General features: G+C 76.5%; 20 protein-coding genes, 2 tRNA genes and 1 riboswitch. Of the genes, 13 read left to right on the forward strand and 9 right to left on the reverse strand.

Features of this window, described 5'->3' with window-relative positions:
• On the forward strand, positions 1 to 2334 hold the full coding sequence (locus ACW14Y_RS19875; RefSeq protein WP_456987910.1) for a sigma-70 family RNA polymerase sigma factor: 2334 nt from the start codon (positions 1 to 3) through the stop codon (positions 2332 to 2334).
• A 49-nt stretch (positions 2335 to 2383) separates the two neighbouring features.
• Here ACW14Y_RS19875 and ACW14Y_RS19880 read toward each other — a convergent pair whose 3' ends face one another.
• From ACW14Y_RS19880 to ACW14Y_RS19890, 3 genes are all read right to left on the reverse strand, one after another.
• On the reverse strand, positions 2384 to 3088 hold the full coding sequence (locus ACW14Y_RS19880; protein WP_380393701.1) for a DsbA family oxidoreductase: 705 nt from the start codon (positions 3086 to 3088) through the stop codon (positions 2384 to 2386).
• An 88-nt stretch (positions 3089 to 3176) separates the two neighbouring features.
• On the reverse strand, positions 3177 to 3698 hold the full coding sequence (locus tag ACW14Y_RS19885; protein WP_380312953.1) for a universal stress protein: 522 nt from the start codon (positions 3696 to 3698) through the stop codon (positions 3177 to 3179).
• A gap of 166 nt (positions 3699 to 3864) precedes the next feature.
• Entirely contained in the window at positions 3865 to 6180 is a 2316-nt protein-coding gene (locus tag ACW14Y_RS19890; protein WP_456987913.1) for an asparagine synthase-related protein, read from the reverse strand.
• 726 nt (positions 6181 to 6906) lie between these two features.
• Between ACW14Y_RS19890 and ACW14Y_RS19895 the strand changes: the two genes are divergently transcribed.
• From ACW14Y_RS19895 to ACW14Y_RS19925, 7 genes are all read left to right on the forward strand, one after another.
• Positions 6907 to 8334 carry an MFS transporter gene (locus tag ACW14Y_RS19895; RefSeq protein WP_380312737.1) on the forward strand — a complete coding sequence of 476 codons (1428 nt, stop codon included), beginning with the start codon at positions 6907 to 6909 and terminating at the stop codon, positions 8332 to 8334.
• A gap of 150 nt (positions 8335 to 8484) precedes the next feature.
• Positions 8485 to 9723 carry an L-2-hydroxyglutarate oxidase gene (lhgO, locus tag ACW14Y_RS19900; protein WP_380393697.1) on the forward strand — a complete coding sequence of 413 codons (1239 nt, stop codon included), beginning with the start codon at positions 8485 to 8487 and terminating at the stop codon, positions 9721 to 9723.
• A 139-nt stretch (positions 9724 to 9862) separates the two neighbouring features.
• Positions 9863 to 10693 (forward strand): tRNA (guanosine(46)-N7)-methyltransferase TrmB, encoded by an 831-nt coding sequence (gene trmB, locus ACW14Y_RS19905; RefSeq protein WP_380312732.1) that lies wholly within the window; start codon positions 9863 to 9865, stop codon positions 10691 to 10693.
• A gap of 126 nt (positions 10694 to 10819) precedes the next feature.
• Positions 10820 to 12265, forward strand: coding sequence for a PrsW family intramembrane metalloprotease (locus ACW14Y_RS19910; RefSeq protein WP_456987916.1), 1446 nt, complete (start codon positions 10820 to 10822; stop codon positions 12263 to 12265).
• A gap of 50 nt (positions 12266 to 12315) precedes the next feature.
• Positions 12316 to 12389: transfer RNA gene (locus tag ACW14Y_RS19915), tRNA-Met, on the forward strand.
• 239 nt (positions 12390 to 12628) lie between these two features.
• The gene (locus ACW14Y_RS19920; RefSeq protein ID WP_456987918.1) at positions 12629 to 13423 is read left to right on the forward strand and encodes a hypothetical protein; all 795 of its coding nucleotides are present in this window, start codon (positions 12629 to 12631) and stop codon (positions 13421 to 13423) included.
• 430 nt (positions 13424 to 13853) lie between these two features.
• Positions 13854 to 14993, forward strand: coding sequence for a hypothetical protein (locus tag ACW14Y_RS19925; protein WP_456987920.1), 1140 nt, complete (start codon positions 13854 to 13856; stop codon positions 14991 to 14993).
• Positions 14994 to 15021: 28 nt separating this feature from the next.
• Here the strand turns inward: ACW14Y_RS19925 and ACW14Y_RS19930 are convergent, their stop codons facing one another.
• From ACW14Y_RS19930 to ACW14Y_RS19945, 4 genes are all read right to left on the reverse strand, one after another.
• Positions 15022 to 15471, reverse strand: a complete 450-nt coding sequence (locus tag ACW14Y_RS19930; RefSeq protein WP_380309555.1) for a GNAT family N-acetyltransferase — start codon at positions 15469 to 15471, stop codon at positions 15022 to 15024.
• Between the two features lie 30 nt (positions 15472 to 15501).
• A complete protein-coding gene (locus ACW14Y_RS19935; RefSeq protein ID WP_456987922.1) occupies positions 15502 to 16242 on the reverse strand; it encodes a hypothetical protein in 741 nt (246 codons plus the stop codon).
• A 145-nt stretch (positions 16243 to 16387) separates the two neighbouring features.
• Positions 16388 to 17140, reverse strand: a complete 753-nt coding sequence (locus ACW14Y_RS19940) for a sensor domain-containing protein (RefSeq protein ID WP_456987924.1) — start codon at positions 17138 to 17140, stop codon at positions 16388 to 16390.
• 125 nt (positions 17141 to 17265) lie between these two features.
• On the reverse strand, positions 17266 to 17865 hold the full coding sequence (locus ACW14Y_RS19945) for a GNAT family N-acetyltransferase (protein WP_380309561.1): 600 nt from the start codon (positions 17863 to 17865) through the stop codon (positions 17266 to 17268).
• Positions 17866 to 17908: 43 nt separating this feature from the next.
• On the opposite strand from ACW14Y_RS19945, the gene ACW14Y_RS19950 reads away from it, so the two are divergent.
• A complete protein-coding gene (locus tag ACW14Y_RS19950; protein WP_456987927.1) occupies positions 17909 to 18901 on the forward strand; it encodes a hypothetical protein in 993 nt (330 codons plus the stop codon).
• 70 nt (positions 18902 to 18971) lie between these two features.
• Here the strand turns inward: ACW14Y_RS19950 and ACW14Y_RS19955 are convergent, their stop codons facing one another.
• Entirely contained in the window at positions 18972 to 19841 is an 870-nt protein-coding gene (locus tag ACW14Y_RS19955; protein ID WP_380392211.1) for a M23 family metallopeptidase, read from the reverse strand.
• Positions 19842 to 19853: 12 nt separating this feature from the next.
• Positions 19854 to 20024, reverse strand: a riboswitch (cyclic di-AMP (ydaO/yuaA leader).
• Between the two features lie 245 nt (positions 20025 to 20269).
• On the opposite strand from ACW14Y_RS19955, the gene ACW14Y_RS19960 reads away from it, so the two are divergent.
• The 3 genes from ACW14Y_RS19960 (at position 20270) to ACW14Y_RS19970 (ending at position 22150) form a co-directional block, all read left to right on the forward strand.
• Positions 20270 to 20560: a YiaA/YiaB family inner membrane protein gene (locus ACW14Y_RS19960; protein WP_030397838.1), complete on the forward strand. Its 291-nt coding sequence runs from the start codon at positions 20270 to 20272 to the stop codon at positions 20558 to 20560.
• Positions 20561 to 20667: 107 nt separating this feature from the next.
• Positions 20668 to 21495: an alpha/beta fold hydrolase gene (locus ACW14Y_RS19965; RefSeq protein WP_380437510.1), complete on the forward strand. Its 828-nt coding sequence runs from the start codon at positions 20668 to 20670 to the stop codon at positions 21493 to 21495.
• Positions 21496 to 21583: 88 nt separating this feature from the next.
• Complete coding sequence (locus ACW14Y_RS19970) at positions 21584 to 22150, forward strand: TetR/AcrR family transcriptional regulator (protein WP_380309568.1); 567 nt, start codon at positions 21584 to 21586, stop codon at positions 22148 to 22150.
• Between the two features lie 84 nt (positions 22151 to 22234).
• Here ACW14Y_RS19970 and ACW14Y_RS19975 read toward each other — a convergent pair.
• Positions 22235 to 22308 (reverse strand) — tRNA-Ile (locus ACW14Y_RS19975).
• Between the two features lie 191 nt (positions 22309 to 22499).
• Here ACW14Y_RS19975 and ACW14Y_RS19980 point away from each other — a divergent pair.
• On the forward strand, positions 22500 to 24953 hold the full coding sequence (locus ACW14Y_RS19980; RefSeq protein WP_380392216.1) for a SpoIIE family protein phosphatase: 2454 nt from the start codon (positions 22500 to 22502) through the stop codon (positions 24951 to 24953).
• Positions 24954 to 25050: the final 97 nt, after the last annotated feature.

Below are 25050 nucleotides of genomic sequence, written 5' to 3' on the forward strand. Positions count from 1 at the left end.
GTGAGCGCCGAGGAACAGAACGACTACGGCTACGGCCTCGACTTCGGGCGGTCCGCCGGGGGCGGGCCCGACCGCGGCCCTGACGGACCGGCCGCCGGACCGGGGGCACCCGGCGGCGGGCCGGGGACCCCGCCCGGGCCGGTGCCGACCGGCCAGGTGCCGGACCAGGCCGGAATGCCGGGCCGCGAGACCCTCTCCGCTTCCGCCGCGGCGCTCCCCCAGGGCCGGGTCCCCGGGCAGGCCGGCGCCGGGCGCGGCGGTGTCATCCCGGAGGCCTTCGTCGGCCCCGGGGCACCGGTGCGCCCCACCGTGCCCGCGCCGGCCGATCCCGTCGACGGCGAACGCCCGCCCTCCGACGCGGAGTTGACCGCGCTCGTCCGGGCCGGCGACGACACCGCCTACGAGGAGATCTACCGTCGGCACGTGGATTCGGTGCGCCGCTACGCCCGGACCTGCTGCCGGGACAGCTTCACCGCCGAGGACCTCGCGGGCGAGGTGTTCGCCCGCACCCTGCAGGCGCTGCGGGCGGGCAAGGGGCCGGAGTTCGCCGTCCGCGCCTATCTGCTGACCGCGGTCCGGAACGTCGCGGCGGCCTGGACCCGGAGCGAGCGGCGCGAGCAACTCGTGGACGACTTCAGCGTGTTCGCGCAGAGCTCGGCCGCCGTGGTGGACCTCGATCTGGCCGATCCGGGCGCCGACGCCTGGGCGATGGCGCTGGCGGACCAGCGCATGGTGATGCAGGCCTACGCCGAACTCCCCGAGGACGACCGGGTGGTGCTCTGGCACACCGAGGTCGAGCGGGAGTCCCCCAAGACCGTCGCGGTGATGCTCGGCAAGACCGCCAACGCGACCGCCGTCCAGGCCCACCGGGCCCGCGACCGGCTCGCCGCCGGCTTCCTGCAGGCGCACGTCTCGGGCAGTCAGGACCGGGACTGCGAGGCGTACGCCAACCGGCTCGGCGCGTACGCGCGCGGCTCGCTGCGCAAGCGCGCCTCGGCGGAGGTCGGCCGGCACCTCAAGGAGTGCGACCGGTGCACGGCCGCGTGCCTGGAGCTGTCCGAGATCAACCACGGGCTGCGCGCGCTGCTGCCCGGCGGGGTGCTGGTCTGGATCGGCGCGGGCGGCTTCGGTGCCGCCGCGGCCGCCGTCGGCGGAGTGGCGGCGGTGGGCGGCGCGGCCGCCGGGACCGCGGCCGCCACGGCGGGCGGCACGGCCGGAGGGGCCGCCGGAGGAACGGCCGGGGCCGCGACCGGGACGACAGCGGGCGCCGGGGCCGCGGGTGGTGCGGGCGCCGGGGCCTCCGGCGGGGGCGGGGGCGCCGCGAGCGCCGCCGCGGAGGGGCTGGGCACCGCCGCGAAGGCCGGGATCGCCGCCGCCGTCGCGGTGGCGGCGGCCGCCGTCGCCGCGTACGCGCTCACCGGCGCGCCCGAGCCCAGGCCCCCGGTGGCCGCTCCCCCGGTCTCCGCGTCGGCCGTTCCCGCGCCGCCGTCCGCCGAGCCCGAGCCGCCCGCCCCGGAACCGGCCCCGCCGCCCGCGCCGGAGAGCCCGGCTCCGGTACCGGTGGAGCAGCCAGCCACCGCGCCGTCCGCGCCGACGCCCGCCGCCGCGCCCAGGCCGGTGCCGGCGGCGCCGAGCAGCCCGCCGGCGACCACGGCGGCCCCCTCGCCGACGCCCGCGCCCCCGCGGCCCACACCGACACCCACCCCGACCCCGGTCCCGACCCCGCCCGCGACCGTCCCGGCCGTACCGGTGCCGACCCCGCCGGCCGTGCCGGTGCCCGAGGTGCCGCTGCCGCCCGTGCCCGAGGTAGTGGTGCCGACGCCCACCGTGACGCCGAGCCTGCCGACCGCGCCGCCCACGGCCGTCCCGACCCCGCCGGCGCCGACCGACTTCTGGGCCGACGACCTGCCGGTGGTCAGGTCGTCGCAGAACCGGGTGCCGCCGCCGCGCCCGAGCGTCCGGGAGAACGGCAGCGACTGGTTCTGGCAGCGGGAGAGCGTCTCGGTCGCCGGCACCGAGCACCGGCACGGCATCAGCGTGCACGCGCCCGCGACCACGGTGATCGACCTCAACCGGAGCTGCACGTCCTTCGACGCGGTGGCCGGGATGGACGACCTGGCCTTCGCCGTCGGCGGGGTGGTCTTCTCGGTGCGGGGCGGCGACGGGCGGACGCTGTGGAGTTCGCGCCCGCTGCGGTCGGGCGACCCGGCGGTGCCGGTGCACGTGCCGCTCACCGGGCAGACCTCGATCCGGCTGGTGGTGGTTCCGGCGAACGGCGTCTGGTCGGCGCTGAACGTGGCCGACTGGGCCGAGGCCCGCTTCAGGTGCGTCTGAAGCGGGCCCCGGGGGCGGTGGTCCGCCCGGTGGCGTGCGGACCGTCGGGTCAGACGGCGCAGGAGCCGTCCGCGCACGCCTCGCCGGCCGGGGCGACCTGCACCGGGGCCGGCCGGCGCTCGCCGATCTCGGTGGCGACCTGCTCCAGCACCTGGCGGAAGGTCTCGGCCTCCTGGCCGCCCTGGACGGCCCACTTGCCCTCGAAGACGAAGGTCGGCACGGCGGTGATGCCGATCTCGCGGGCCTCGGCCAACTGGGCGCGCACCTCGGCGGCGCCCTCCTCGCCGGCCAGGTAGGCGGTCACCCGGTCGCGGTCCAGGCCCGCGCCGACCGCGACCTCGGTGAGCGCGGTACGGTCGCCGACGTCCACGCCGTCGCTGAAGTGCGCCTTGAGCAGGGCCTCCTTGAGCCGGCCCTGGGCTGCCGCGCCGTACTCGGTCTCGGCGAGGTGCAGCAGCCGGTGCCCGAGGAAGGTGTTGGCGTGCAGGGCGGCGTCGAAGTCGTAGCCGATGCCCTCGGCCCGGCCCAGCTCGGCGACCCGGGCGTCCATCGCGACCGACTGCGGTCCGTAGCGCTCGGCCAGCCACTCCCGGTGCGGGCTCGCCGTGGCCGGGGCGTCCGGCACCAGCTGGTACGGCCGGTAGACCACCTCGACGTCCTCCTTGCCCGCGAAGCCGTCGAGCGCCTGCTCGAAGCGGCGCTTGCCGATGTAGCACCAGGGGCAGGCGATGTCGGAGTAGATCTCGACCTTCATGACAGGGGCTCCAGAGGGGTGGGGACGGGTCCGAGATGGATGAACGATGAACCATCTCGGGACATTCCCGGCGTGCCTCCGGAGCGGCTCAGCCCTCCGGAGGGGCCGGGACGACCAGGACCGGGCAGGCCGCGTGGTGGACCAGGGCGCCGCTGACCGAGCCCAGCAGGAGCCGGGCGAAACCGCCGTTGCCCCGGGTGCCGGCCACCACGGTGTGCTGCCGGGCCGAGGAGGCGAGCAGGACCTCGATCACATTGCCGAGCACCACGTGCAGGGACATCTCGGCGGTGCAGGGACGGGCGCGGGCCCGCTGGACGGCGACCACCGCACGGCGCAGGCCGTCCGCCATCGACTCGACCAGGGTCTCCACGCTCTCCTGGACCAGTTCGGCCATCCCCGGCGGGTAGCCGGTGGGCGCCGGGTTGACGACAGCGAGCACGTACAGCGGCAGGTCGTGGGCCTCGGCCTCGGTCATCGCCCGGTCCAGGGCCCAGAGCGAGCCGTCCGAGCCGTCGCAGGCCGCGAGCACCCCGGGCGGGCGGTTGGTCGGGAGCCGCCCGAGCACCGAGAGCACGACGGGGACGGACGGGTCGGGACCGGCACTGGTCACCACGGCCTCCGGGCGGGGGAAGGGGGACGGGACGCTCGCCATGATCGCCGCCCGGTGCCGCCCCGTGCCCGAGCCGCGCCGGGAGCCGCAGGAGCGCCGGGAGCGGGGCGGGGCCGGTGCGCGGGGTCGGCGGAGTCGGGGCGCGGGCCAGGGCCGGTGCGCGGGGTCAGGAGAGGCGGGGCGGGGACAGGGCGGGACGGACGGGGCCCGGCAGGCCGGTCCAGCAGGCACCGTGGCGGCGGGCGCGGACCCGGCGGAGCCAGAGCTCGGTGGCGACCAGGTCGGCGAGACCCGCCAGGGCGGCGGGCGGCAGCGGGGCCGCCGGGTCGGCGGCGCGGTCGAGCGCGGCCCGGACGGCGGGGAGGTCGATCAGCCCGGCCTCGGCGAGCAGCGGCGCGTCGAAGAGCTCGGCCAGGCCGTCGGCGGCGCGCCGCAGGCCCGCCCGGACGGTGGTGACGCGGTCGGGCCGCGGGCCGCGGCCCCAGTCGGGCGGCAGGTCGGTACGGCCGGCACCGGCCAGGACGGCGTGCAGCAGCGCGGGCCGGGCACCGGGCTGGAGCCGGACCTCGTCCGGGAGCAGCCGGGCGGCCCGGACCACCTGGTTGTCGAGGAAGGGCGCGTGCAGCCGCTGGCCCGGCTGCTCGGTGGCGTGCACCAGCGTGCGGAAGCCGCGCGCGTGCCGGTGCAGGGCGTTCCGGGCCCGGTACGCGCCGGGATTGTCCCCGGGCGCCGGTTCGCGCGCCGCCAGGCGCAGCCGCAGCGCGACCGCGGAGAGCGCCTCGTCGGACAGCCAGCGGGCGGCGGGACCGGGGACCACCCAGGCGAGGTCGTCCGCCGAGCGCGCCCCGGCCGTGCCGGAGCCGTCGGGCGTCCGGCGGAGGGTCAGCCGCACGGCGGCGTCGTCGAGCGCGTCCGGGTAGCGGATCCGGGCCAGCCGGTGGGCGGCGCGCAGCACCGTGAGCGGGGTCCGCAGCGCGCCGGTCAGGACGCCGGCGGCCGCCCGGTCGGCGCCCGCCAGCGCGGCCACCGGGGAGAGGAGTTCGCGGGAGCGGCCGGCCCGGACCAGGTCGGCCAGCCGGGCCGGGTGCCCGTCCAGGACCTGCCGGGCGCCGTGGCCGGTGAGGTGGTCGGTGCCGCCCGCCCCGAACCGGGCCTCGGCCCAGGCCGCGGTGACCAGTTCGGGGCCGGGTTCGTCGGTGAGCGGCCCGGCGGTCGGGTCGGCGCGCAGGTCCGCGTACGGGAGGGTGTCGGGGCCGGGGGCGAGCACCGTGCGGCGCAGTCGCGGGACGTCCGGGGCCAGCACCGGGGCGGCGGGGACGGTCCCGGTCCCGGTGGCCTCGCCGAAGGTGACGGCGGCGACGGGTTCGGTGCCGGTGCTCGGGCGGGCCGCGGAGCGGGCCCAGGAGCCCTTCACCGCCCCGGTCCGGGCCGGGCCGGCGGACCGGGGAGCGGGCACCGCGCCGGACGCGGGTCCGGATCCGGCTCCGGCTCCGGCTCCGGCTCCGGGCCCGGACTCCTCGGGCGGCGGTCCGGTCCGCGCCGGGACGGCCCGGTAGGGCCCGGACGGGTAGGACGCCACCGCTCCGGCCGGTCCGGCGGCGGCCGGAGCCGTCGCGGGCGGGACCGCGGCGGCGAGCAGCGCGACGGTGGCGGAGGCCGTCCCGTAGGAGAGGTCGACCCCGAGCCTGGCCCGCCCGGACGGACCGGCCGGCAGCGGGGCCGGACCGGCCGGACTGGTGCGGACCCGGAACCGGACCGACTCCAGCAGCGCCCGGGTCAGCTCCCGGACCGCCGCCGCCTCCCCGCGCCCGGACACCCCCTCGGCGCCCGGCCCGTCGTACCCGGTGAGGTACGGCCGCCCGCCGCGGACCGCGAGCGCGTGCCCGGGCGGCACCCGCCGCACCCCGAGGTAGGGGGTGCCGGCGCCGAGCGCCTCGGGCGCCTCGGGGCAGGCGAGCCGGGCGGCCAGGTGGCCGGTGTCCAGCGGTGCCCCGACCAGGTCGGCGAGCGGCAGCGCCGCCGTGGCGTACGCGGTGCCGTCGCCCCACGGGGTGTGGAAGACGGGCCGGGCCCCGGCCAGGTCGGTGAGCAGCACGGTGGACCGGGTGCCGCTGCGCAGCACCACGGTGTAGCTGCCGGGCCAGCCGGTGAGGTGGCGGACGGCGCCGCCGCGGGCGGCGGCCAGGCCGGCGGCGAGTTCGGCGTCGGTGGCGCCGCAGTGGCCGAGCACGGCGAGCCGGAGGGTGGCGGGGTTCGCCTCGAAGGGGTCGGGCGCGGTGGGACCGGTGGTGACCGAGGCGCCGGCCCCGGGCCGCAGGGTGGCCAGCCGGATCTCCTCGGGCCGCCAGTCGCCGACCGCCCAGAGCGGGTCGGGACCGGTCCACAGGGTGCGCGCGGCGATCGGGGCCACGGCGCCGGGCGGCTCGTGTGCCGGTGCGCCCGGCCGGGGCGCGCCCGTGCACCAGCCGGTCAGCCACCGCATCGCGCCTCCACCGGACGAGGACCTGCACCGCTCGGCGGGTCCGGATCCCGCGGCCCGCGTCCGGCGCGCCGTCAGAGGACATCGTGCCACCGGTTGTGCGTCCGGTGACCGGAGTTGTCGTTTCCGGTGCGCGGGCGGGGCCGTTGCCGTAGGGGCTGCGGCCCTCGGACGACACCGGACGGACGGCGGTGACGGTGCGGGGTTTCGAACACCCGGACGAGCCGTCCCACCGGAGCGGCCCGGGCCTTCCCCTCCCCGGCCCGGACCGCCCCGTGGGGCGCCCTGTCATGGCCATCGCGAGATGGCCGAAAGGCGTCGCTCGGCCCGGGAGGGCATCCGCATGCCCTCCCGGACGTCGCCGCCGCCCGCGGGGATGAAGGCGGCGGCATCCCCCGGCCCGCCGGGTCCTCGACGGCGGGCCGACCCACGACCACCAGCGAATCGCCGACCAGCCGGTCGGGCCAGGGGGCACGGCCGGGCGCACATCGACACGGGACCGGAGCACGGCACTCCGGCGCGCCGCCGGGAGACCGCCGGACGGCCGGATCCCGGCGGTCCTGACCAACTTCGCGGCCCGCCCGACGCCCGGCGCCGGGCGCGCGATCCCGCCATCCGGAATGCGGCCTCTTAACCCTCGGAACGCGTCCGACTACTCTAGGTACAGCAGCTTCGGCCCGGTGCCGCCCGGGCCCCGCGCACAAGGCCGCAGGAGGTGCCGCCGCCACCATGACCGTCAGCCCACGAGGACCGAACGAACGGCTCGGCACGCTCCTGACCCTGGCGCAGATCAGCAACGCGGGTCTGGCCCGCCGGGTCAACGACCTCGGCGCGCAGCGCGGGTTGACGCTCCGCTACGACAAGACCTCGGTGGCCCGCTGGGTCAGCAAGGGCATGGTGCCGCAGGGCCCCGTGCCGCACCTGATCGCCACCGCGATCGGCGGCAAGCTCGGCCGGCCCGTGCCGCTGGAGGAGATCGGCCTCGGCGACACCGACCCGGCGCCCGAACTCGGCCTGGCCTTCCCGCGCGAGGTGCCCGACGCGGTCCGGTCCGCCACCGACCTCTGGCGGGTCGACCTCGACCTGCGCCGGGGCCCGGGCGGCGGCCGCTGGAGCGACAGCCTGGCCGGCACCTTCTCGGTCGCCGCCTACGCGACCCCGGTCTCGCGCTGGCTGATCAACCCCGCCGACGGCTCGGTGGCGCGCGAACTGCCGCGCGCCCCGGCCGAGTCCGGCTCCTACCGGGTCGGGCACTCGGACGCCGCCAAACTCCGCGAGGCCGCCCAGGAGGCCCGCCGCTGGGACTCCAAGTACGGCGGCGGGGACTGGCGTTCGTCGATGGTGCCGGAGTGCCTGCGGGTCGAGGCGGCGCCGCTGCTGCTCGCCTCGTACAGCGACGCGGTGGGCCGGGCGCTGTTCGGCGCGACGGCCGAACTCACCCGGCTGGCCGGCTGGATGGCCTTCGACACCGGCCAGCACGAGGCCGCCCAGCGCTACTACATCCAGGCCCTGCGGCTGGCCCGGGCCGCCGCGGACGTCCCGCTCGGGGGCTATGTGCTGGCCTCGATGAGCCTGCAGGCCGGCTACCGGGGCTTCGCCGAGGAGGCCGTGGACCTCGCCCAGGCCGCGCTGGAGCGCAACCGGGGCCTGGCCACCGCCCGGACCATGAGCTTCTTCCACCTGGTCGAGGCCCGGGCCCAGGCCAAGGCCCGGAACGCGGCGGCGTGCGCGACCGCGCTCGGCGCCGCGGAGAACGCGCTGGAGCGGGCCCGCGCCGGGGATCCCGATCCGGCGTGGATCGACTTCTACGCCTACGACCGGCTCGCCGCGGACGCCGCCGAGTGCTTCCGCGACCTCGGGGTGCCCGCCAAGGTCCGGCAGTTCACCCGGGAGGCGCTGGCCCGCCCCACCGAGGGGTTCGTGCGCTCGCACGGCCTGCGGCTGGTGGTCTCCGCGATGGCCGAGGCCGAGGCGGGCAACCTGGACGCGGCGGTCGCGGCCGGCGAGCGCGCCGTCGACGTGGCCGGGCGGATCTCCTCCCAGCGCAGCCGCGAGTACGTGGTGGAGATGCTGCGCCGGCTGGAGCCCTTCCAGGGCGAGCGCCGGGTCCGCGACCTGACCGAACGCGCCCGCGCGGTGATCGTCGCCCCGGCCTGACCGACGGCGGCACCGCGGGCCCCGGGACGGACTCCGGACGGGTGCCCCGCGCGCCCGGCCGAAACGCCCCCGGGCCCACTCGACCGGCCCCCGCCGCCGTGGCAGCATCGCGGACGGACGGGGGCGGTCGGACGAGACGAGGAGCGGGCCGTGCGGTACGACGTCGACGTGCTGGTGGTGGGGGGCGGGATCGTCGGGCTGGCCACGGCCCACGCCCTGACCGGGGCCCGCCCCGGACTCCGGCTCACCCTGCTGGAGAAGGAACCCGGCCTGGCCGCCCACCAGACCGGCCGCAACAGCGGGGTGATCCACAGCGGCGTCTACTACCGGCCGGGCTCGCTCAAGGCCCGGTACGCGGTGGCCGGGGCCGCCGAGATGGTGGAGTTCTGCCGCGCCCACGGCATCCCGCACGAGGTCACCGGCAAGCTGATCGTCGCCACCGGACCGGCCGAACTCGACCGGCTGCGCGCGCTGGCCGAGCGCGGCCGGGCCAACGGCATCCCGGTCACCGAACTGGACCGCCGGGGCATCGCCGAGTACGAGCCGCAGGTCACCGGCGTCGCCGGCCTGCACATCGGGAGCACCGGCATCTGCGACTTCCCCGCCGTCGCCGCCGCGTACGCGCGCCTCGCCCGCGAGGCCGGGGCGGAGATCCGCACCGGCACCGAGCTGCGCGCGATCGCCCGCCGGGCCGACGGCGTCACCGTGCAGACCTCGGCCGGGGAGCTCCGCTGCCAGGTCCTGGTGAACTGCGCGGGCCTGCACAGCGACCGGATCGCCCGGCTGGCGGGCGACGACCCCGGCCTGCGGATCGTGCCCTTCCGCGGCGAGTACTACGAACTGGTCAAGGAGCGGCGGGAGCTGGTCCGCGGACTGGTCTACCCCGTGCCCGACCCGGCGTTCCCGTTCCTGGGCGTCCACCTGACCCGGGGCGTGCACGGCGACGTGCACGTCGGCCCGAACGCGGTGCCCGCGCTGGCCCGCGAGGGCTACGACTGGCGCACCGTCCGCGCCCGCGACCTGGCCGGCACCGCGGCCTTCCCCGGCACCTGGCGGATCGCCCGCCGGCACTGGCGCTACGAGGTGGGCGAGCTGCACCGCTCGCTGTCCAAGCGGGCGTTCACCTCGGCCGTCCAACGGCTGCTGCCCGCCGTCGTCCCGGCCGACCTGGTCCGGGCCGGCGCCGGGGTCCGCGCCCAGGCCGTCGCCAGGGACGGCTCGCTGCTGGACGACTTCGCCTTCGCCGGCTTCGACCCCGACGACCCGCGCTCCACCCGCCGCCTGGTGCACGTGCTGAACGCGCCCTCCCCGGCCGCGACGGCCTCGCTGCCGATCGGCCGGGAAGTGGCCCGCCGGGCGCTCGCCGCACTGGACGCGGGCGGACGGTGAGGGCGCGCGGCGAGGACGGCCGGGAGGACGACTGCGAGGACAGCCGCGAAGGTCGGCCCGGACCGGCCCCGGCGGCGGACGTGGGGCCCGTCACAGCCCCCTCGGCCCCCGCCCGGCGGCCCCGTAGACTCGGTTGATTGTGACTGCCACCGCCCCGATCCCCCAGCCCTCGCCCTCCGCCCGGCTCTCCGCGGCCCCCGCCGCCTACCCGGCGCCGATGTACCCGCACAAGGCCACCGAGGCCCAGCACAGCGAGCGGCGCATCCGCAGCTTCCAGCCGCGCCGGGGCCGGATGACCAACGCCCAGGCGGGCGCGCTGGACCGGAGCTGGGAGACCTACGGCCTCGCGATCGACGGCACCCCGCTCGACCTGCCCGCGCTCTTCGACGGCCTGCCGGTCACCCTGGAGATCGGCTTCGGCATGGGCGAGACCACCGCCGCGATGGCCGCCGCCGACCCCGCCATGGGCATCCTGGCCGCCGACGTCCACACCCCCGGCCACGGCAACCTGCTCGGCCTGCTGGAGCGCGACGGCAGCACCAACGTCCGCCCCGCCGCCGGCGACGCCGTGATCCTGCTGCGCGACATGCTCCAGGACGCCTCGCTGGCCGGTCTGCGGGTCTACTTCGCCGACCCGTGGCCCAAGCCGAAGCACCACAAGCGGCGGCTGGTCCAGCCGTCCTTCCTGGAACTGGTCCTCCCCCGGCTGGCCCCCGGCGCGCTGGTGCACTGCGCCACCGACTGGGAGCCCTACGCCGAGCAGATGCTCGCCGTGCTGTCCGCCTCCCCGGAGCTGGAGAACCTCCACCCCGAGGGTGACGGCACCGGCTGGACCGAACCGGCGGACCACCCGGACGGCTCCGTCCCGGGTTACGCGCCGCGACCGGACTGGCGCCCGGTCACCAAGTTCGAACGGGCCGGCATCGCCAAGGGCCACGTGGTGCACGACCTGCTGTTCCGCCGCCGCTGACGCCGCGCCGGGCGTTCGACCCGGCGCGCCCGCGCGGGCCCCGGCGCCGCCGGCGGGCGCGTCCGGCGCGGACGGTTCCCCCCGACTCCGCCCGGCCGCCCGGCGGCTTGGCCTACCCTGTGCCGGGTGAGCACCCCGTCCGGCGATGGGTACCACCTCACCGTGCGGGCCGCCGACGACCGAGAGATGCCCACGCCCACCGCCGACACCCGGACCATCCCGGGGCCGCGGAGGCGCCGGGCCCAGCGGTTCGTGCCCCGGCCGGGCCGCGCCGACCCCCAGGACCCCGGCACGCGCCGGGACGGCCCGACCCCGCCCGGACCGGCCCCCGGCCGCCGCCGGCCGCTGCGCCCGGCCGCCTTCTCCGCCGTCACCGCGACGGCCGTCCTGACCCTGGCCGGCTGCGGGGTGCTGATCCTCCACCTGGTCCGCCGCCAGACCGGCACCGCCGGACTGCTGGTCGGCCTCGGGCTCGCGATGGTCCCGCTGCCCTTCGTGCTCGGCGGGATCGCCTGGCTCAACCAGACCGCCCGGGTGCCGCTGCGGCACACCGTGTTCTGCCTCGGCTGGGGCGCCTGCGCCGCCACCACCGTGGCCATCCTCGCCAACGGCTGGACCAGCACCTATCTGAGCACCCACCAGGGCAGCCTCGGCGAGGCGCTGGGCGCCGACCTGGTCACCCCGGTGATCGAGGAGAGCGCCAAGGGCGCCGCCCTGCTCGTCCTGCTGCTGCCGATCGGCCGGCGGCTGCGCTGCGCGGCCGGACCCGGCGGCCGCCCCTGCGCCGACGTGCTGCGCCGGCTGCCGGGCCCCCGGCAGCCGCGCGGGTACGAGCGCCGGCTCGCCGGGCCGCACGCCCGCGGCCGACTGCGGCTGCGCCCCTACCCGCGCCCGCTGCCGCACCCGTCGGCCGGGTCCGCCGCGGGCCCCGGCGGACGGCCGCCGACGGCCGCCCACCGGCGGGCCCGGTCGCGGCCGCGCACCCTGGCCGCCGGGGTGGTCCTCGGCGGGATCACCGCCTGCGGCTTCGCCTTCACCGAGAACGCGCTCTACCTGGGGCGGGCGTTCACCGACGACCAGCAGCAGCGGCTGGACAGCATCGGCCTGGGTGAGCCGCCCAGCCTGCGGGACTTCGACAGCACCGTGCAGACCTTCGTCCTGCGCGGCCTGCTCTCGCCGTTCGCCCATCCGCTGTTCACCGCGCTGACCGGGCTCGGCCTGGCGGTCACCCTCACCACCGGGCGCCGCCGGCTGGCCCGGCTGGCCGCGCCGACCGGGCTGGTCCTGTCGATGGCCCTGCACGGGACCTGGAACGCCGCCGCCGACCTCGGCACCCACGGCTTCCTGCTGGTCTACGCGGTGCTGATGGTGCCCTGCTTCGCCGCGCTGGTCTGCTTCTCCGCCTGGGCCCGGTCGCGGGCCGCCCGCCACCCGGGGCGGGCCGGGCCGCCGGGGCGGGACGGGCCGCCGACGCCGCGGGCCCGGACCGGCGTGCGGACCGCCGCCCACCTCGGCCGGCGGTTCGCCGCCCGGCTCACCGGGTGGCTCGGGGGACCGGCCGGGGGCCCCTGAGGAACGGATTTCCCATCCGGGCGATCTCCCCGTATCGTTGTGTTCACCGACGCGGGGTGGAGCAGCTCGGTAGCTCGCTGGGCTCATAACCCAGAGGTCGCAGGTTCAAATCCTGTCCCCGCTACTCAGTAGCACCGAAGGCCCGGAGGACTCGTCCTCCGGGCCTTCGTCGTTCCCCGGGGCACGTGCGTTCCGGAGCCCGGAGCCCGGGGTCGCGGGCGTCCGCTCCGCGCCACAGTCCTGCCACCGCGCGGTAACAGAGCACCCCGGGGCAAGATCGACCCGTCGGGGCCGACGATCATACTGAGTGCAAAAACGACTCCTCCGGACGCGGACCGCCGCGCCTAGTTAGGACACACACTCATGCTGTCGAAGCGCCTTGCCAGCACCACCGCGATCGGCCTGCTGCTCGTGGCCGGGGCGACCGCCTGCGGCGTCAACGACAAGCCCGCCGCGGCCGACAAGGGCGCCGCCGGCAAGGCCGCCGCCGCGCCGGGCCTGGACACCGAGAAGCTCACCGCCGAGGAGATCCAGAAGCAGGCCAAGGAAGCCCTGGCCGGCGCCACCTCGGTCAAGGTCGTGGGCACCGTCAACAAGGACGCCGACGCGGTCTCCGTCGACCTGGCGGTGGACGCCAAGGGCCAGTGCAAGGGCACCCTGAGCCTGCCCGGGACGGGCAAGTTCGAGCTCCTCGGCGACGGCAAGCAGGTCTACCTGAAGCCCGACGCGGCGTTCCTCACCAGCGCCACCGAGGGCAAGAACCCCCAGGCCGTCGAGCTCCTCAAGGGCCGCTGGATCGGCGGCGCGCAGGACGACCCGGAGATGAAGGAGCTCACCACCGCCTGCAACCTGAAGGAGCTCACCAAGACCTTCGGCGCCGGCGACGACAGCAAGGCCACCAACATCACCAAGGGCTCGGCCGGCACCGTCAACGGCGCGAAGACCTTCAGCGTCAAGTCGAAGAACAGCGCCGGCGGCGACGTCACCCTGCACGTCGCCACCGAGGGCAAGCCGTACCCGCTGCGGATCGAGAAGACCGGCAAGGGCGGCGGCCAGATGGACTTCACCGACATCGACAAGGCGCTCACCGTCCAGGCCCCGCCGGCCGACCAGGTGATCGACTACTCGCTGTTCAAGGACAAGGTGCAGGCCGCCTGATCCGGCTCCGATAAATCCGTTGCCCTCCCTCCGGGGCGCTGCCTACAGTGGCGGCACACTGAAAGGAGGTGATCCTGAGTTGAGTTCCATCAGGATGTGTGAGGTGGCTGCTCGCTAGAGCCGCCCTTGCCTGCGCAAGGTGGGGCCATTGGTCCCCGGCCAGGCGAAATTCCCAGCAGTCACCCGGCCCGCGGGCTCACCGGTACATCCACGGTGCCTCGGCGCCCGGCCCCTTGTGGGTCCGGCACCGAGGAGCAGCCCGCGGGCCGTCTGCGTTCCCGGACGGGTTTCCGCGACCGCTCGGAGGGCATCCCGGCTAGGAGTCGGCCGGCCCCGGCAAGGAGCCGGCGCGTGGGCCCTCTCCTCGGAGAGGGTCTAGAGTCGGCGCGCGCTCCGCAGGGGCGGGGTGCGGGCACTGGGGGTGTGGGCGATGGCGACACGGCGGACCGGCGGTACGGCGGCGGTGCGGACGGCTCGACGGGCCGCGGCGGGAACGCTGCCGGGCGTGGGCCTGCTGGGGCTGGCGCTGTTCTCGCTGGGGCGGCCGCACCCGTGGCAGGCCCTGGGCGGCGGGCTGGTGGTGGCCTGCGCGGCGACCCTGGTCGGCGGGGCGCTGGGGTTCCTGTTCGGGGTGCCCCGGGTGCGCGCCAACGCGGCGGACGCCGAACCGCACGGCTCCTACGTGCCCAACACCAACCTCGAACAGGTCTCGGACTGGCTCACCAAGGTGCTGCTGGGCGTGGGCCTGACCCAGCTCGGCTCGATCGGCGAGCGGCTCGACCAGCTCGGCTCGACCCTGGCCCCGGTCCTGGGCGGGGGCGCGGACGCCTCGCCGTTCGCCGCCGCGCTCGTCCTCTACTTCGTGCTGCTCGGCTTCCTGGCCGGCTGGCTGCTGACCCGGCTGGCGCTGCCCCGGGTGCTCTCGGACGCGGACCGGGCGCTGGACCTCTTCCTGGCCGGGCAGGACCGGGACCGCAAGGGCGACCGGGTCGGCGCGGACGACCTGCGGATGCGGGCGATGCAGCACCTGGGCCTGGTGGGCACCAGTACCGGCAAGCCCGACGACCTGCCCGGGTCGATGCTGCCGACGGACCCCTCCGGCGGGTCGGAGGGACTGGTCGCCGAGGTCCGGTCGACGGCCCGGCGTTCGGCGCTGACGGCCGCGCAGGTGCGGGACCTGTTCACGGACGGCTCGGAGGGGCGGCGGGTCCAGGCGCTGGCGCTGATGCAGGGCGATCCGGCGCTGGGCGACCTGCCGAGCGTGCTGGAGGCGATCGAGCACCCGCGCTCCGGGTTCGAGCAGTACCACGCGCTGCTGGCGGCGCGCGGTCTGCTGTCCCGGTTGCCGGCCGAGGAGACCGAGCGACTGCGGGAGGCGGTGGCGGGCCGGCTGATGGCGCCGGACGGGATCCCCTACGGCTCGGACCGCAGCTGGCTGGCGGAGAAGATCCTCTCCCGGCTGGAGCCGGTGGTGTTCCTGCCGCAGCAGCAGAGCGGTCCGACGGCGGGCGGGGCCGCGGCGGGCGGGGCGGACAGCCCTGCCGCAGGCGCCTCGGAGCCCCGGGGCTGACAGGGCCCGGGGCCGACGGGGTCGGGCCTCAGAGCGCGAAGCGGAGTTCGGGCCGGTCCCAGCCGATCGGGGGCCGGGCCGGGAAGGTACCGACCCGCTCGGCGCCCATCCGCAGGTAGAAGGCCTCGGCGGGCGGGTGCGAGACGACCTTGACGCCGCCGGTGAGACCGAGGGCGCGGGCCCGGTCGAGCATGTGGGTGATCAGCAGGCGACCTGTGCCCAGGCCCTGCGCCTCGTCGGCGACGAACATCAGGTCGAGGTCGGCCGGCTCGGTGACCAGCGCGTAGAAGCCGAGCAGGTGGTCGTCGTCGGCGCGCACGGCGAGGTGGACCTCGTGCCGGGCGAGGTACTCGGGCGTCACCCGGTACCCGGCGATCATCGGCGCGTACACCCCGCGGTAGGCGGAGCAGTGCTGGATCAGGGCGGTGAGCCGGTCGGCGTCCGTGGCCGCGGCCGGCATGATCAGGATCTCGGTCACGAGCCACGAGTATAGGGATGAAAGTGCCTTTCAACCATTACCTGGCCGCCGGGCCGACCGGCCGGCCCGGCGCAGTACGAGCATCCGGCGGGGGCGGGCGCCCTCGGTGACCGGCGGGAGGATCCGGACCTCGCTGGCGATCCGGCGCTCGCCGAGCAGGTGCCGGACGGTGTCGAGGTCGCCGGCCCGGCGGCCCGTGCCGTCGAACAGCGGATGGACCCGGACCTCGCCGGCGGGCGCGGTGACCCGGACCAGCTCGGTCAGCGCGGCCAGCTGCCGCTCGGGCCCGAAGAGCGCGGGATAGGCGAAGACCAGGTAGCCGCTGAGGGTGAGGGCGAAGGTGCCGTCCGCGAACGGGAGCCGGGGCAGCGCGGCGGCGACGTACTGCCCCGGGTGGGCCGCGCGGTCGGCCGCGAAGAGCCGGCGGGCCCGGTCCCAGCTGCGCAGGTAGCGCTCGGGCGGGCGGTGACGGCGGGGCGGGTAGAGCTCGGGGCTGGCGTCCATCGCGGCGGCCATGGCCGCCCGGGCGGCCAGCGCACGGGCGGCGATCTCGTCGGCGGGCCGGGCGTACACCGGGTCGGTGGCGATGACCCGGCAGCCGAGCGGACGGGCCTCGGCGGCCAGGGCGGCGGCGCCGCCGGGGCAGTCGAGCAGCGGGCCCCGGAGGTCGGCGAGCGCGGCCCGGGTGAGGCCGAAGAGGCCGCAGTACTCGTCCAGCGGACGGGAGGTCACCAGGGCGGCGGCCGGGGCGGGGGAGGTTCGGTCGGCCATCGCGGCCATCCGAACACGGCCCGCCGGGGGCCGCATCCGCAGACGGCCGGCCGAAGGATCGGCCGGCCGGGGACGGAACGGGACGGGGAGGAGACGGGGAAGAACCGGGGGAGGCGGGGACGGGCGGTGCGAGCGGCCCGGCGGTTCAGCGGCCGAGCAGGCCCCGGGCGGCGAGGCGGCTGACGTTGGTCAGACCGCGCACCAGCTGCGGGGTGACGAAGACGAACAGCAGGCCGACCAGACAGACGCCCGCGATCTGCAGCGGCGACTCGATGTAGTAGACGTGGCGGCCCGAGCCGTTGGTGAAGTCGAAGAGCCGGTAGCCGGGCCAGTCCGTCCAGCGCGCGAACACCCAGTGGTAGGCGGGGTAGAGCGCGAGCGTCCAGCCGACGCAGAGGAAGACCAGCGACAGCGTCATGCTGAGGATCGCCCACGGGAACATCACCACCTGGTACAGCACGGCCTTCCAGCCGGCCGCGTCCGCCAGCCGGGCGGTGACGGCACCCCAGAAGCCGGGCCGGGGCCGCACCGGGGCCGGACCGGGGACGTCCAGGGCCAGCAGGCCGCGGACCCGGGCCCGCTCCAGCCGCCCGAAGCCCCGGGCCGCGGTGGTCAGACCGGCCAGGATCGGCAGACCCAGCACCGTCACGAAGGTGCCGACGCCCAGGGCGAACAGCGCGACGGCGGTGACGAAGCCCAGGATCGCCACCGGCAGACCGGTCAGCGTGTAGCCGACCTCCCGGTAGAAGTAGGAGCTGAACGGCGCCCGCCAGGCGTACGGCGGCTCCTCGGTGCGGTGCGCGGCGCCGGGGCGGTGGTCTCCGGCGTCGTCCTTGGCGTACCCGGTCTGGCCGTCGTACGCCTCGTACTCGCTGCGCTGCATGGTGTGGGTGCTCATGGCCGGGTCACGGTCCCTCGGGTCGGTCGCGGTTCGGGCTCGTCGGGCGTCTCCCGCCGACCCCTGAAGCCTGTCAAAACGCGCGCCCGCCGGACATCCGGTTCCCCGGCGAACCGGGGGTGGGGCTATCCCCCCTGCAGCGGTCCCCCCTGCACCGCGTCCCCGGTCGGCGGGTCGTCGGCGAGCAGGGCGTACTGCCGGGCGTCGCGCCAGCCGTCCGGGCCCCGGTAGTCGTGCCGGACCCGGCCCTCCAGCCGGAAACCGGCCCGCTCCAGCACCCGGATCGAGGCGGTGTTGTCGACGTCCACCCGGGCCTCCAGCCGGTGCACGCCGAGCGGGCCGAAGGCGAAGTCGCGCAGCAGGGCGACCAGCTCGCCCGCGTAGCCGGAGCCCCAGACGTCGCGGCGCAGCGCGTAGCCGATGGTGGCGGCGCGGTACGGGACGAGGCCGAGCGCGGCGTTGCCGATCGGGACGGCGCGGGCCGGGTCCTCGGCGTCGGCGCGGCGGGTGACGGCGAGCCGGTAGACCTCCCGGTGCTCCTTCTCGGCCTCCTCGACGAACTGGGCGACCTGGTCGTCGCAGGTCTCCAGGTCGCGCGGGGCGAACGGGAGGTAGCGGGTGGCCTCCGGGTCGCCGAACACGGCGTGCAGCGCGGCCACGTCCTCGGGGGTGTGGTGGAACTCGCGAACGGCAAGCCGGGGGCCGGTGAGTCGAACGGGGACCATGGCTCCCGACCCTACCCGCGACCAGCGGTTACGGTTCGTGGTTATGGAAGACGAAGACCTGCGGCTCGCCCCGCGCACCAAGGCCGCCGAGCTGCTCGTTTGGGCGGAGGCGGAGGGCCGCGAGCCGGTCGCCGAGGGCCCGCTGCGAGCGGTGCTGGCGTTGTTGGAGCTGGGCGAGGGCAGGATGCACGACGGCTGGCCCGAACTCACCTCCGCCGCGGTGGAGCACCTGCTGTACGAGCGGCTGTACCTGTACGTCCAGCCGGAGCCGGGGCAGGACCCGCTCGCGTACGGCGCGGCGGTGCGGCTGCTGATCGACCACCGGCGGGCGGCGAAGCGGCTGAACGCCAAGCGGCAGGAGCGGCTGCACGCGGAGGCCGAGTGGCAGGGCGAGGTGGCGGCCGGACTGCTGCGCCGGGCGGACCTGGTGACCTGGCCCCGGCTGTACACACTGCTGCTGCGCGCGGCCGGGGTGGACACCGCGGACGGGGCGGCGGTGCGGGCCTGGCTGGAGGGGTTCCGGGAGCTGCCGGAGGAGGAGCGGACGGCGGCGTTCACGGCGCTGGAGACGGACGGCACGCTGGACCCGGTGGACGACGGCGGCTGGGAGGCCGGCGGCCGGACGCTGGCGGTCGGGATGGCGACGGACGGCGCGCGGCGGCTGCTGGAGCAGGGGCTGATGCGGCGCAGCTACCGGAACCTGGCCGAGCTGACGGCGCTCGGCCGGCCGATGCCGGAGGAGCTGGCCGGGGACTTCGGGGCGTTCGAGGAGGCGGCGGCGCTGGCGGCGCTGGAGCTGGCCGGCACCTGGACGGTGCCGGGGCTGCCGGAGCTGCTGGTGGCGGAGTTCCCGGAGCTGGCGCCGGAGCCGGGGCCGGCGGAGATCGAGGCCTATCTGGCCGGGCTGGACGCGGCCTGGGCGGAGGAGTCGGCGGACGGGGACTGGCCGGCGGACGGCGAGGAGCCCGCGGACGGGGACTGGCCGGCGGACGGCGAGTGGCCGACCGGGGCCGGGGAGGAACCGGCGCCGGAGTAGGCGCGGAGGACGGCGAGGGGCCCCGGCCGGTGCGGCCGGGGCCCCTCGTCCTGTTCGGGGGGAGGCGGGGTCAGGGGGTGACGCCGCGCTGCTCGAACCAGGTCTCCGGGTCGACCGGGGCGCCGCCGCCGGGGCGGACCTCGACGTGCAGGTGGGCGCCGGTGACGTTGCCGGTCGCGCCGACCTTGCCGATCTGCTGGCCGGGGAGGACCTTGCCGGAGCCCTTGATGATCGAGGAGAGGTGGCAGTACCAGATCTCGGTGCCGTCGGGCAGGGTCTCGACGATCCGGTAGCCGTAGGCGCCGGCCCAGCCGGCCGAGGTGATGGTGCCCTGGCCGACCGCGTAGACGGGTTCGCCCTGGTCGGCGGCGAAGTCGAGGCCGGTGTGCAGGTGCGCCCAGTAGCGCGCGCTCTGGCCGTAGTGGGCGGAGAGCCGGTAGTCGCGCACGGGCAGCTTGATGGCCGCGAGCTTGGCCTTCTCGGCCTCCTCGGCGGTGCGCCTGGCCTGCTCCTGCTGGGCGACCTGGGCGGCGCGCTTGGCCTCGGCCTCCTGGGCGGCCTGGACCCGGGCCGTCTCCTCGGCCGCGGTGCGCTGGCTGTCGGCCTGCTGCTGGATCCGGGCGGCGAGCGCGAGGCCGGGGTCGGCGGAGAGCGCGACCGGGGTCTCGTCGGGGCTCTCCACGGCGGGCGCGGCGGCCGGGGTGGCGGAGGCGAAGCCGGTCGCGCCCAGGGTGGCGGCGACGGCGGTGACGCCGAGCAGCGGCGCGGTGCCGCGGGTCTGACGGGGCATCCGGTGCCGACTGGTGTCGGCGACCGGCGGGGCGCTCTCGTCGGCAGGGCCGCCGAAGGGGCCGTGGCCAGCGAACGGGCCGGGATGGTCGAGCAGCTGGGTGCCGGTGGAGGACCCGGACGGGTGTGCCTGGGTGTGCGTCGACGCCACGGAGGCGCGCTCCTTTCCTTCCTTCGCGCCTACCGGGTTAGCTGACGGGTTCGGAGCAGGAAGGTCTCCTACGGCTGAGCCCGGGCGGTGCCCTGACCCTGCCGATTCACCCCAAGGAACATGGTTCCCCGGCTCCCATGGCCTGCCCGGAGGCCGGCCGGCGGGATTAGGCGACGGCGCACGGTGCCGTCTGGGTACGGCGTTGCGGACCGCGCTGCGTTATCAAACGTTAATCCGAGAGTCCCCCGATTCCAAGCCATCCGTTGGTGACGACCGGACACGGATCGGACGCTACGCGGCCCGATGGGCGATTTGTGACGTTTGATGACACCTGACACTACCGAACGTGAGAGGACGTCAACGAACGGGGTCCCATCTGAGTACGACTACTCATGTGCAGCCGGGAGCGCGCGGCCATTCTGGGCGCCATGAGCGCACCGATGCAGTCACGCACCACGGCCGCCTACTACATCCAGGCCGTCCTGTCCTTCGCCCTCTCCGGCGCCGCCCTCGGCTTCGGGATCGCCTTCCTCCCGGTCGAGCCGTGGACCAGGGCCTTCCTCGCCGTCGGCCTGCTCTGGACGGTCACCTCCGCGTTCACCCTGGCCAAGGTGGTCCGGGACCGGCAGGAGACCACCGATCTCGTCACCAGGGTCGACCAGGCCCGGCTGGACAAGCTGCTGACCGAGCACGACCCGTTCAAGGTGGAGGGAGTCTGACCGGCCCGGGCGCGGACCGCCGCTCGGGAGGGCTTGACGGCTAAGGCTATTAGCCTTAGCTTTATGGCTATCGGCGCTCGCCGACGACCCGCCCCGAGGAGGCTCCCATGAACGGCACCATCGCCCCCGCCACCCGCTACCTCGACCTTCCCGGTGGCCGGATCGCCTTCGACGACACCGGGCACGGCGACGGCGCCCCCGTCGTCCTGCTCCCCGGGATGCTCGACAGCCGGGCCGCGTACCGGCACCTGCGCCCGCTGCTGACCGCCGCCGGCCGCCGGGTGATCACCATGGACCTGCGCGGCTTCGGCGAGTCCTCGATCCTCTGGGAGGACTACTCCCCCGCCGCGATCGCCGGCGACGTGCTCGCCCTGCTGGACCACCTGGGCATCGACCGGGCCGTGCTGGCGGGCAACTCCTACACCGGCGCCAGCGTGGTCAGAGCCGCCGCGGACGCCCCCGGGCGGGTCGCCGGGATCGTCCTGATCGACGCCTTCGTCGAGAACGTGCCGCCGACCGCCCTGCAGCGGGCGATGGTCCGGGCGATGGGCGCGCTGCTGGTGCGCTCGCCCGCGTTCTGGGGGCTCTACCTGCGCAAGGCCGCCTTCCCCGGCCCCAAGCCCGCCGACCACGAGGAGTACGTGGCCGGACTGGTCTCCGCGCTGCGCACCCCGGGCCGGCGGGCCGCCACCCGCGGCTATGTGCACGGCGACTCCTCGCCCGTCGGCTGGACCTCGGCCGTGCGCTGCCCGGCGCTGGTGGTGATGGGTTCCAAGGACCCCGACTTCGGCGACCCGGAGCTGGTCGCCGACCGGCAGGCCGCCGCGCTCGGGGCGCGCAAGGTGATGGTGGAGGGCGCCGGGCACTACCCGATGGCCGACCACCCGGAGGCCACCGCCGGGGCCCTGCTGGGCTTCCTCGCCGAGCTGGCCTGACGCCGTCCGCGCCGTCCCCGCCCGCCGCTGCCCCCGTCCGCCGACCCACCACGCCCGCCGACCCACCACGCCCACCAGGAGACCCACGATGCCCCGAGTCGGACTCACCCCCGAGCAGGTCGTCGACCACGCCCTCGCCATCGTCGACGAGCAGGGCCCCGAGTCCCTCACCCTGGCCGCCGTCGCCGCCCGCGCCAAGGTCGCCACCCCGTCGCTCTACAAGCACGTCAGCGGCGGACTGGCCGAACTGCGCCGGCTGATCGCCGTCCGGGTCACCGAGGAGCTGGCCGACCGGCTCGCCGGGGCCGCGCTCGGCCGGAGCGGGGACGAGGCGGTCGCCGCCGTCCTGCGGGCCTACCACGCGTACGCCACCGAGCGCCCGTACCGGTACGCCGCGCTGCCGCAGGCGCCGCGGCCGGACGAGGACCTGACGGCCGCGGCCGCCCGGCTGGTCGGGGTGATCGTCGCGGTGCTGCGCGGGTACGGGCTGGAGGGCTCCGAGGCGATCCACGCGGCCCGCACCTTCCGCTCGCTGGCCCACGGCTTCGCCGCGCTGTCGACCGCCGGCGCCTTCCAGCTCGCCGAGGACCTCGGGGAGACCCAGGAGCGGATGATCACCGTCATGACCGCCGGGCTGCGCGACTGGCCCCGCTGAGCCCGACCGGCGCAGAGCCGACGGAAGCGGCGCGGGAACGCCGAAGGGCCCGGAGCGTGCTGCTCCGGGCCCTTCGGACTGGTGTGGGGCTAACAGGACTTGAACCTGTGGCCTCTTCCTTATCAGGGAAGCGCTCTAACCGTCTGAGCTATAGCCCCGCGCCGACACGACCCGCCACCGCGGGGGCGGCACGTCGTACGGAGAAGGGTACCGGACCCGGCGGGGACCCACGCACACCAGGCGGCCGGGGCACCCCGGCGCACACCGTTCGACTCTCCCCTCACCCGATTAAGAAATAAGGTATTAAGAATTAACTGCCCCATAAGGCACCGGAGAGGCCGGCCATCCCGTGGACCCGCGCAGCAGCCCCACCGCGCGCAGTGCCATGCGCTGCGTCCGCTTATTGCTGGGCTGCGCCGGCGCCGCCGAACTGCTCGGTACCGTCCTGGCCGAGGGCCCGAGCTGGATCACCGGTGAGGGCTCGGCGCTCTACCTGCTGGACTCCGCCGGAATGCTCCGGCTCACCGCCTCCCACGGCCTGCCCGACTGGGCCCACGAGCGCTACAGCGTGGTCGATCCGGCCGGCGACCTGCCCGCCGCGATGGCCCTGCGGCTGCGCCGCCCCTATCTGCTGAGCCCCGAACGCACCAGCGCCGACTATCCGAACCGGAACGCCGGGATGGGCACCGGGATGGTCGCCGTCGCCACCCTGCCGATGGTCGTCGACACCCGGCCGCTGGGCGTCCTCGCCCTCGCGCTCGCCCACCGGGGAACGGTCCCCCGGCGCGACCTCGACGTGCTGGAGACCCTCGCGGACGCCTGCGGGCACCGGCTCGGTTACCTGCTGGAGCACGCCAGGGCCGGCACCGGGGCACTCGGCGGAGCGGACGGAACCGGGGGACACGCCGGGCCCGGGGGGCACCCGGGGCCCGAGGGGCGCTCGGACCGGGGTGCGGCCGACGGGGTGCGCCCCGGCCTGTGCGCCGGCGTCGGCGACCCGGCCGCCGCGACCGCCCACTCGATGCTCTCGCTCGCCGTCCGGGCCTCCGGGCACGGGGCCTTCGAGCGCGACCTGGTCACCGGCGAGACCCACTGGGACGCCCAGGCGCTGCGGCTGGTCGGCCGGCCGGCGCCGGAGGGCGGCGGCACCTCCCCCGCGCCCTCCCTGGACCTCGTGGTCCACCCCGAGGACCTCCCCGACGTCCAGGCCGCCATGGCCGAGGCGCTGGCCACCGGCGGCCCGTACCGGCTGCGCTACCGGGTGCCGCGCCGGGGCGGCGGGGTGATCCGGATCGAGGAGACCGGCGAGGTGATGCGGGACGTGCACCGCCGTCCGGTGCGGATCGCCGGCCTGATCGCCGATCTCGACCACGGCCGGGCCCCCGGCGAACGCCCGCCCGGGGACGGGCGGGCCGGCGGACGGTCCCCGGCCCCGTCCGCCGAGGGCGCCCCGGGCACCCCGTCCGCCCCGGGCCAGGAGGCCGCCGGCGCCACCGAGGGCACCTCCGCCGCCGGAGCCCGGTCGGCGCTGCTGCTGGCGCTCACCCGGGCGCTGTCCCGGGCGGTCACCGTCCACGACGTCACCACGGCCGTCACCGACATCTGCCGACCGGCCTTCGGGGCGGCCGGCATCGTGCTGGACCTGGTCGACGAGGGCCGGCTGCTGCCCGTCTCGCACACCGTCTACGGGGGCGAGCGGCGCACCGAGCTGACCCGGCTGGCCGACCTCTCGGAGGGCGTGATGCAGCGCGCCCTGGCCCGGTCGGCCCCGCTGTTCAGCGAGCCGGCCCGGCGCGGACGCGGGCGCGGGCGCGGGCCGGAGCAGCCGGCCGGTCCCGCCGGGGAGGGCGACGGGACCGGCAGTCCGCTCGCCCCGGCCGCGTGGGCGGTGCTGCCGCTGATCGCCTCCGGACGGCAGGTCGGCTCCTGCCTGATCACCTTCGCCACCGAGCGCGCGTTCGGCCGCGAGGACCGCACCCTCTACTCCTCGTTCGCGGGCATCCTGGCCCAGTCCCTGGAACGGGCCCGGCTCTACGACACCCACCACCACCGGGCGACCGAGCTGCAGCGCGCGATGCTGCCGCGCACCCTGCCCCGGTTGCCCGGGATCGCCAGCGCCGCCCGCTACCTGCCGAGCACCGAGGGCATGCAGATCGGCGGCGACTGGTACGACCTGCTGCGGCTGCCGGACGGCCGGATCGGGCTGGTGATCGGGGACGTCCAGGGCCACAACGCCGAGGCCACGGCGGTGATGGGGCAGTTGCGCAGCGGACTGCGGGCCTACGCGACCGACGGGCACGATCCGGCCGCCACGCTCGCCCGGACCAGCCGGCTGCTGACCGAACTGGACACCGAGCTGTTCGCCACCTGCCTGTACCTGACCCTCGACCCGGCCGACGGCACCCTGCGGGCCGCCCGGGCCGGGCACCCGGCGCCGGTCCGGGTCACCGCGGACGCCCGGGCGGTGGAGCTGGACCTGCCCGGCGGCCCGCCGCTGGGCGTCGCCCCCGAGCGGCCCTACCCGCTGGTGGTCGAGTACCTGCCGCCCGGCGAGACCCTGCTCGCCTACACCGACGGCCTCGTGGAGGACCGCGAGGAGGACTACGACGAGTCGGTGCACCGGATGCTCGGCGGACTGGAGCTGTGGGCGCGCAACGCCGGTCCGGTCCGGTCCGAGCCGGGGCCGGACCTGGAAAAGCTGGCCGATCTGCTCACCCTGAACGTGACCGAGCGGCGTTCGCGCCCGGACGACGTCGCGTTGCTGCTGTTGCACCGCTTGTCGGCTGTGCACCAGCGGGGCTGACGGGACACCGGTCGACTGCCCACGGACAGTCCGATCGCGTCCGAACCAGTGCGGACCGACGCGGTATTGACGGGATATCGATGAGATCCGGTCACCT

The sequence above is a fragment of the Kitasatospora sp. cg17-2 genome, assembly GCF_054031055.1.

Coding starts and splice junctions, on each gene's coding strand:
- ACW14Y_RS19925 (WP_456987920.1), top strand. CDS start 13,854: ATGGCGACACGGCGGACCGGCGGTACGGCGGCGGTGCGGACGGCTCGA.
- ACW14Y_RS19960 (WP_030397838.1), top strand. CDS start 20,270: ATGAGCGCACCGATGCAGTCACGCACCACGGCCGCCTACTACATCCAG.
- ACW14Y_RS19895 (WP_380312737.1), top strand. CDS start 6,907: ATGACCGTCAGCCCACGAGGACCGAACGAACGGCTCGGCACGCTCCTG.
- ACW14Y_RS19945 (WP_380309561.1), bottom strand. CDS start 17,865: ATGGTCCCCGTTCGACTCACCGGCCCCCGGCTTGCCGTTCGCGAGTTC.
- ACW14Y_RS19935 (WP_456987922.1), bottom strand. CDS start 16,242: ATGGCCGACCGAACCTCCCCCGCCCCGGCCGCCGCCCTGGTGACCTCC.
- ACW14Y_RS19880 (WP_380393701.1), bottom strand. CDS start 3,088: ATGAAGGTCGAGATCTACTCCGACATCGCCTGCCCCTGGTGCTACATC.
- ACW14Y_RS19970 (WP_380309568.1), top strand. CDS start 21,584: ATGCCCCGAGTCGGACTCACCCCCGAGCAGGTCGTCGACCACGCCCTC.
- ACW14Y_RS19920 (WP_456987918.1), top strand. CDS start 12,629: ATGCTGTCGAAGCGCCTTGCCAGCACCACCGCGATCGGCCTGCTGCTC.
- ACW14Y_RS19890 (WP_456987913.1), bottom strand. CDS start 6,180: ATGCGGTGGCTGACCGGCTGGTGCACGGGCGCGCCCCGGCCGGGCGCA.
- ACW14Y_RS19965 (WP_380437510.1), top strand. CDS start 20,668: ATGAACGGCACCATCGCCCCCGCCACCCGCTACCTCGACCTTCCCGGT.
- ACW14Y_RS19950 (WP_456987927.1), top strand. CDS start 17,909: ATGGAAGACGAAGACCTGCGGCTCGCCCCGCGCACCAAGGCCGCCGAG.
- ACW14Y_RS19940 (WP_456987924.1), bottom strand. CDS start 17,140: ATGAGCACCCACACCATGCAGCGCAGCGAGTACGAGGCGTACGACGGC.